This window comes from Albidovulum sp. (assembly GCF_008933605.1).
GTDB lineage: Bacteria > Pseudomonadota > Alphaproteobacteria > Rhodobacterales > Rhodobacteraceae > Albidovulum.
Genome location: NZ_WBUS01000164.1, coordinates 1 through 7,050, shown reverse-complemented (window position 1 = coordinate 7,050; position 7,050 = coordinate 1). Strand labels below are relative to the sequence as shown.

The 7,050-nt window shown below is 67.8% G+C and carries 9 protein-coding genes; 3 read left to right on the top strand and 6 right to left on the bottom strand.

Annotated features, from left to right (window positions below; translation table 11 throughout):
* Positions 1 to 561: amino acid--tRNA ligase-related protein (locus F9K34_RS15990; RefSeq protein ID WP_291338115.1), on the bottom strand; the 561-nt coding region annotated here is incomplete at its 3' end.
* Positions 562 to 690: 129 nt separating this feature from the next.
* Here F9K34_RS15990 and efp point away from each other — a divergent pair.
* Positions 691 to 1,257 carry an elongation factor P gene (gene efp, locus F9K34_RS15985; RefSeq protein ID WP_291338114.1) on the top strand — a complete coding sequence of 189 codons (567 nt, stop codon included), beginning with the start codon at positions 691 to 693 and terminating at the stop codon, positions 1,255 to 1,257.
* Positions 1,258 to 1,316: 59 nt separating this feature from the next.
* Here efp and F9K34_RS15980 read toward each other — a convergent pair whose 3' ends face one another.
* The 5 genes from F9K34_RS15980 to lipB all read right to left on the bottom strand — a co-directional run bounded on the left by F9K34_RS15980 (position 1,317) and on the right by lipB (position 6,038).
* Positions 1,317 to 1,802: a DUF2244 domain-containing protein gene (locus tag F9K34_RS15980; protein ID WP_291338113.1), complete on the bottom strand. Its 486-nt coding sequence runs from the start codon at positions 1,800 to 1,802 to the stop codon at positions 1,317 to 1,319.
* A 53-nt stretch (positions 1,803 to 1,855) separates the two neighbouring features.
* Positions 1,856 to 2,812, bottom strand: a complete 957-nt coding sequence (locus tag F9K34_RS15975) for an alpha/beta hydrolase (RefSeq protein ID WP_291338112.1) — start codon at positions 2,810 to 2,812, stop codon at positions 1,856 to 1,858.
* 66 nt (positions 2,813 to 2,878) lie between these two features.
* Positions 2,879 to 4,552: a cytochrome c oxidase subunit I gene (gene ctaD / locus F9K34_RS15970; protein ID WP_291338111.1), complete on the bottom strand. Its 1,674-nt coding sequence runs from the start codon at positions 4,550 to 4,552 to the stop codon at positions 2,879 to 2,881.
* Positions 4,553 to 4,716: 164 nt separating this feature from the next.
* Positions 4,717 to 5,124, bottom strand: coding sequence for a c-type cytochrome (locus F9K34_RS15965; RefSeq protein ID WP_291338110.1), 408 nt, complete (start codon positions 5,122 to 5,124; stop codon positions 4,717 to 4,719).
* Positions 5,125 to 5,357: 233 nt separating this feature from the next.
* Positions 5,358 to 6,038, bottom strand: coding sequence for a lipoyl(octanoyl) transferase LipB (lipB, locus tag F9K34_RS15960; RefSeq protein WP_291338116.1), 681 nt, complete (start codon positions 6,036 to 6,038; stop codon positions 5,358 to 5,360).
* Positions 6,039 to 6,145: 107 nt separating this feature from the next.
* Here lipB and F9K34_RS15955 point away from each other — a divergent pair, with 107 nt between their 5' ends.
* Entirely contained in the window at positions 6,146 to 6,388 is a 243-nt protein-coding gene (locus tag F9K34_RS15955; protein ID WP_291338109.1) for a hypothetical protein, read from the top strand.
* A gap of 157 nt (positions 6,389 to 6,545) precedes the next feature.
* On the top strand, positions 6,546 to 7,050 hold a 505-nt coding region (locus F9K34_RS15950; RefSeq protein WP_291338108.1), incomplete at its 3' end, for a peptidoglycan-binding domain-containing protein.

Sequence of the window (7,050 nt, the reverse complement as noted above, 5' to 3'; positions counted from 1 at the left end):
GAGGTCGATGCCGGCGTGGCGCGCGAAGGCCTCGGCGACCGACAGCCGTTCGGGCGGTGCAAAGGGGTCGCAGGTGCGGCCGCGAAACCGCAGGACCTCGGTTCCGGCCGAGCGTGCGGCGAGCGCGAGGAGCGCCGCGCAATCCTCGATCAGGACGCTGTAATCCTCGCCCGCGCGATACCATTCGAGCATGGTGAACTCGGGGCTGTGCAGCACCCCGCGTTCGCGGTTGCGCCAGACATGGGCGAAGGCCGCGATCCGCGTCTCGCCCGCGGCAAGCAGCTTCTTCATCGCGAATTCGGGGCTCGTGTGCAGATACATCCGCCGTGCGGTGCCGTCGTTGCCGATGGCTTCCGTGGCGTAGGCATGGAGATGCACCTCGTTGCCCGGGCTGATCGCCAGCGCGGCCGGATCGACCTCGACGAAACCTTCCTCGGCAAGCCAGCCGCGGATCGCCGCCTGGATCCGGTTGCGCGCCAGCAGGAGCGGCCTCCGGTCGGCATGGCGGTCCGGCGACCACCAGGGGCTCGGGGCAGGGCCGGGAAGGGGCGCTCTGGTCATCGCGTCGGCTTTCGTCTGGATATTTCGCTTGGGATGCGCTAGGCGCGGGGCGCCGGGGCCCGCGCGTGATAGCCATGCCGCGGCGGAACCGCAAGGAATGCCCCAAGCAATACCCGGAGAGGAACGCCCGTGAAAGTCATCGCCTCCAGCCTGCGCAAGGGCAACGTCGTCGAACTCGACGGCAAGCTCTATGTCGTCCTGACCGCCCAGAACTTCCACCCCGGCAAGGGCACGCCGGTCACCCAGGTGGACATGCGGCGGATCTCGGACGGGGTGAAGGTGTCGGAGCGCTGGCGCACCACCGAACAGGTGGAACGCGCCCATGTCGACGAGCGGGAATACGACTACCTTTACGAGGATGGCGAGGGCTTCCACTTCATGGAGCCCGAAACCTACGAGCAGGTCACCGTCTCGCCCGATGTCGTGGGCGACGGCAAGGCCTTCCTGAAGGAGGGCACGCGGGTCTATCTCCAGGTCCACAACGGCGTCGCCATCGCCATCGAACTGCCGCAGAAGGTGGCGGTGGCGATCACCGAGACCGAGCCGGTGGTGAAGGGCCAGACGGCATCCTCGTCCTACAAGCCCGCCATGACCGACATCGGGCTCAGGGTGATGGTGCCGCCGCATGTCGGCGCCGGGACCCGCATCATCATCAACACCGAGGACCTGAGCTACGTCGAGCGCGCCAAGGACTGATCCGGCGCGAGGGGCGACCCGGCCGCGTCGCCGGGCGGTGGGCAAGACCTGACCGCGTATCAGCGCAGCGCCGCGAGCGCCTCGCGGATCTCGCCCGCCAACGCCACCCGCTCGGCTTCGCCGAGGAAGGCGCCAAGCTCCACCTCGCGGCCGTCGCCCTTCAGCGTCAGGTAGCTCAGCACCGGGCCGCCGGTGGGATAGAGCCGCACGGCGACCCAGTAGGGGTTCGCCTCCCAGCGCTGCTCCGCCCCGTCGGGGGCACGGCGCACCAGCGTCATGCGGCCAGGGGCAAGTGTCAGCTCCTCGGTCAGTTCGCCGTCGCGCCAGCTCCGCGCGAGCGCCCACCAGATACCCGCGACCGCAGTGGCGAGGAAGGGCAGGAGACCCCAGAGAACCCGCGTGCCGAGGACCGCGAACAGGGGCACCGAGATCAGGAGCGCGGTGCCGCCGACGAACCAGACGAAGCCGCGGGCCGAGAGCGAACGGTAGGGCCAGAGGCGGAGCCGCCGTTCGGTGCCGTCAGGAGGGAGCCATTCGTAGGGCATGGGCGGATCCTACCGGGGCGGACGCGGAAGGGAACGCGCCGGCACGCCGGGCCTCAGGGCCGCCGCCCGAGACCGGCGAGGAAGCCGGCGAAGGCCGCGCGGTATCCGTCCGGGTCCTCGGCATAGGAGCCGAGGTGGTCCGCGCCCGTCGAGAAGGTCGCCGTCTGACCCTGCCGGGCTGCCGCAAGCGCCTGGGAGGGGGCGATGGGCACGATCCGGTCGCCCGAGCCATGGGCGATGAAGAGCGGTCCGGCGAATCTCGCGTAGACCTCGTCCACCTCGGCCTCGCCAAGGGGCAGGCCGGTCATTCGGGGCAAGAGGCGCCCGGCGACCCAGGCCATCGGACCGGGCAGGGGGCGGTCGCTGGCCTCCGCGAGATGGTTGATCACCGCGCGGAAGCTGATCGCGGGGCTGTCGAGCGCGACCGCGGCCACCCGCCCGGCGAGGTCGCTTCGCGCCAGGAACTGACCGAGGATGGCGCCACCCATGGACTCGGCCACCACGAGCACGCCCGGACCCTCCGGCCCCGGCGCGGCCTGTGCGACCGCGGCCTCCAGGTCGCGCCATTCGAGGAGCCCGAAGCCGTAGCGGCCCTCGGGCGCGGGCGGGGCGCCGGCGTCGTTGCGGTAGCTGATCATCAGCACCGACCAGCCGGCGGCGTGCAACATGGAAAGATGCCGGTATCCATCCTCGCGCGCCCCGGCGATGCCGTGGACATAGACGGCACGGCCAACCTCGGCGCCGGTCGCGGGCACGTACCATGCCTCCGTGGGCCCGAGGGCCGTGTCGAGCGTCACCGTCTCGAACGGCAGCGACAGCGCCGCCATCGGATCGCCGCGGAACCCCAGCGCCAGGGGATCGGCCGGGGGCTCCGTCGTCGCAAGCGCCGCGGCCAGCGGCCCGACGGTCAGGATTCCCGAGGCCGCCCGCGCGAGGAGATATCCCGTCACCGCGACGTAGCCCGCGACGGCGAGCAGGAGCACAAGGACCAGACCGAGGATCAGCCGCATCTTCCCGCTCCCGCCGAAACGACGACGGCCCCGGATCGCTCCGGGGCCGTCCTTCAGGTCATCCGCTCAGTGCGCGTGGCCGTGGTCCCAGTCGCTCCGCTTGGGGAGCGTCTCGAACGTGTGCTCCGGCGGCGGCGAGGGCAGGGTCCACTCCAGCGTGTCGGCGTAGGGGTTCCAGTAGTTCGCCTCGGTCACGCGCTTGCCGTAGCGCAACGTGTAGAACACGATCCCGATGAAGAAGATGAACGAGGCGAAGGACAGGAACGCACCCATCGACGAGACCCAGTTCCAGTAGGCGAAGGCTTCCGGATAGTCGATGTAGCGGCGCGGCATCCCCTGGCGGCCCAGGAAGTGCTGCGGGAAGAACGTGAGGTTGGCACCGATGAACATCATCCAGAAGTGCAGCTTGCCCGCCCATTCCGGATACTGCCGTCCACTCATCTTGCCGATCCAGAAATAGGTCCCGGCGAAGATCGCGAAGACGGCGCCGAGCGACATCACATAGTGGAAGTGCGCCACGACATAGTAGGTGTCGTGATAGACGCGGTCCACCGGCGCCTGGCTCAGCACCACGCCGGTCACGCCGCCGATGGTGAAGAGGCAGAGGAAGCCGAAGGCCCAGAGCATGGGCGTCTTGAACTCGACCGAGCCGCCCCACATCGTCGCGATCCACGAGAAGACCTTGATGCCTGTGGGCACCGCAATCACCATCGTGGCAAGCATGAAGTAGCTCTGCTGGGTCAGCGACATGCCGACCGTGTACATGTGGTGCGCCCAGACGACGAAGCCGAGCACGCCGATTGCCACCATCGCGTAGACCATCGGCAGGTAGCCGAAGATCGGCTTCTTCGCGAAGGTCGCGATGACATGGGAGATGATGCCGAAGCCCGGGATGATGATGATGTAGACTTCCGGGTGCCCGAAGAACCACAGGATGTGCTGGTAGAGGATCGGGTCGCCGCCGCCCTGCGGCTGGAAGAAGGTCGTGCCGAAGTTGCGGTCGGTGAGGAGCATGGTGATGGCGCCCGCCAGGACCGGCAGCGATAGCAGGATCAGCCAGGCCGTGACGAAGATCGACCAGGCGAACAAGGGCACCTTGTGCAGCGTCATGCCCGGCGCGCGCATGTTCAGGAAGGTCGTGATCATGTTGATCGCGCCGAGGATCGAGGAGGCGCCCGAGACGTGGACCGCGAAGATCGCCAGGTCCATCGACCAGCCGGCCTCGTTCGTCGAGAGCGGCGGGTAGAGCACCCAGCCCACGCCCGAACCCGCCTGGTCGTCGCCACCCGGAGCCAGCAGCGAGGCAACGCCGAGCGACACGCCCGCGACGAACATCCAGAAGGAGAGGTTGTTCATCCGCGGGAAGGCCATGTCCGGCGCGCCGATGTGCAAGGGCATGAAATAGTTGCCGAATCCGCCGAAGAGCGCCGGGATGACCACGAAGAACATCATCAGGACGCCGTGATAGGTGATCATCACGTTCCAGAGGTGGCCGTTCGGGGTGCATTCGGCCGCCGGATCGGTAATGAACCGCGCCCCTTCAAGGCACATGTACTGAACGCCGGGTTCCATCAGCTCCATCCGCATGTACACGGTGAAGATGACCGAGATCAGGCCGACGACGGCGGCCGTGAACAGATAGAGGATCCCGATGTCCTTGTGGTTGGTCGACATGAACCAGCGGGTGAAGAACCCCGGATGCCCATGTTCGCCGTGGCCATGAACGGCTGCGTCCGCCATGCGTCTCTCCCATTTCGCTGCGAGGCCCCAGGATCGCGGCAGGCCGCATTCCGGGCAAGGCTACGGAATCCTAATAGAGGGCCGAAACGGGATGGGCAATGACAGAAACATATGACGGCGCGCGAAAAACCATCGCGCGCCGCAGGATCGCCGGTGCGGTCGCCTTACTTCACGACCGAGGCCAGATAGGCCGCAATGTCCTCGCCGCCCTTGGCGAGCTTGAAGGTCATCTTCGACTTGCCCGAACCGCCGTGGGTGTCGACGAAAGCCGTCGGGTCGACCACGTATTCGGCAAGGAGCGCCTCGTCCCAGACCATGCCGGTGGCACCGACGGCGAGAATGCCGTCACCATACTTGAAGTCGGGCGCCGAGGCGACCGCGCGACCGATGACACCGTAAAGGTTCGGGCCGGTCTTGCCGCCCTTGACGATTTCGGTGCCGTCGTCGGCGACGATGGCGTGGCAGGCCTTGCACTTCTTGAATTCGGATTCGCCCTTTGCGGCGTCGCCCGCGGCAAATGCGGGGCCGGCGACGGCAAGGGCGGCAGCGATCGCAATCAGCTTGGTTTTCATCATCGGTCCTTCTTTGTCGTTGCTCTGCAGGTCTCGGCCGGGCAGGCGCGGGCTTGTGCGCTGCTACCATGGGGACGTGGCCTCCGACTTGACCCAAGTCAAGTCACGGGGCGGGCATCGACGGGGCCTGCGCTTCCTTGCCGAATCCTGGCATGGCAAGGGTGGGCCATCCCCGCCGGCTCCGCAATGGCCGTTGATGCCAGCGGCACGAAGTCGACGCACCGGTGCGAGTTTCACGCGAAAACGCGCGCGAAACCGGCTTTCAGCGCGAGGTCTAGGTCGGCCATCGTCACCGGCAGGCCAAGATCGACGAGGCTCGTGACCCCGTGCTCGCTGATTCCGCAGGGCACGATGCCCTCGAAATGGCTCAGGTCGGGCTCCACGTTGATCGCGATCCCGTGGAAACTGATCCAGCGGCGCAGCTTGACGCCGATGGCGGCGATCTTGTCTTCGCGCGGGGCACCGTCCGCGGCGGCTGGCCTGTCGGGGCGGACGACCCAGACGCCCACACGATCCGGCCGGACCTCGCCCTTCACGTTGAATTCCGCGAGGGCGGCGATGATCCAGTCCTCGAGCTTGCGCACATAGGCGCGGACGTCGCGGCCGCGGCGGTTGAGGTCGAGCATGACATAGGCGACGCGCTGGCCGGGCCCGTGATAGGTGTATTGGCCGCCGCGGCCCGCCGCGTGGACCGGGAAGCGGCCAGGATCGGTCAGGTCCTCTGCCCGGGCGGAGGTCCCGGCGGTGTAGAGCGGCGGATGCTCGAGCAGCCAGACCATCTCGTCCGCCTCGCCGGCGGCGATTGCGGCCACCCGCGCTTCCATGAAGGCCAGCGCCTCCTCATAGGGCACGAGGCCCTCGCTCGTCCGCCATTCCACCATGCGACTTCCGGTCCTATTTCGCCGCGAGGGCAGGAATTCCCGACTGGCGGGAGCGGCTGCCCGGGCGCATTATCGCCTCATTAGTCGCTTCCCCCGTCGGTTTCACGGGGATTTTGAACCAGATCTCATTGGAGGCATCCATGCTGAAGCTTTCGGCATCCGCCGTCGCATTGACACTCGGCCTTCTTCTCGCATCCGCGATCATGGCCGCCCAGACCGCCCGCGCCGAGCCGCACGCGCAGATGAACCGGGCGCTCTACCCCACGCTGAAGGTGGCGGGGCATCCTTACGTGCCCATCCATTCCGCGCGCAAGCCGCGGCCCAGGCACGCCCCCGCGGTGGTGCCCGTCGCGCAGATGAACCGTGTCGGCTACGGCCGCTGAGGAGCCGTCGCCGGCCGATGCGTCGGGGCTACCTGCCGGAAAACAGCGGTTGTCAGACTCATCCGTTAGAGAGACACTTTCCCGGCATTTGAACAGGTTTCCGCGGGCCGGCCCTGCCGGCCCGCCGATCAATTGGGACATCAAGGGGAGATTTGGGATGAAATCGAAACAAATCGTGGCGTTCGGCGTCGCCGCGTCCTTCGCGGTGGCTTCCGTCGGGATGCCGTCCCCGGCCCGGGCCGATGCCGGCGACGCGATCGTCGGCGGCCTGATCGGCGGGATCATCGGCGGTGCGATCGTCAACGAATCGCAGAAGAAGCGGCAGACGGTCGTGCGCAAGTCCACCAGTTCCGGCATGACCACGGCGCAGCGCGAGGCCAACCGCGAGGTGCAGGTGGCGCTGAACTACTTCGGCTATCCGGTCGGGTCGCCCGACGGCGTGCTCGGCCGCAACTCGCGTGCCGCGATCGCCGACTACCAGGCGACACTCGGCTATCCGCCGACGGGGCAGTTGACGGAATACGAGCGCACGCTGCTCGTCGGATCGTATCACCGGGGCGTTGCCGGCGGCGCGATGACGATGCAGCAGGCCGCCGCGAACCCGATGGGGATGCGCGGGCTGCTGGTGACCTGGCGCGACGAGGCCGCCGGTGTGTTGCCGC

Bases quoted from the DNA above. Each gene is read 5' to 3' on its own strand.
- F9K34_RS15975 (WP_291338112.1), bottom strand. From the start codon at position 2,812: ATGCGGCTGATCCTCGGTCTGGTCCTTGTGCTCCTGCTCGCCGTCGCG.
- F9K34_RS15980 (WP_291338113.1), bottom strand. From the start codon at position 1,802: ATGCCCTACGAATGGCTCCCTCCTGACGGCACCGAACGGCGGCTCCGC.
- F9K34_RS15965 (WP_291338110.1), bottom strand. From the start codon at position 5,124: ATGAAAACCAAGCTGATTGCGATCGCTGCCGCCCTTGCCGTCGCCGGC.
- F9K34_RS15955 (WP_291338109.1), top strand. From the start codon at position 6,146: ATGCTGAAGCTTTCGGCATCCGCCGTCGCATTGACACTCGGCCTTCTT.
- ctaD (WP_291338111.1), bottom strand. From the start codon at position 4,552: ATGGCGGACGCAGCCGTTCATGGCCACGGCGAACATGGGCATCCGGGG.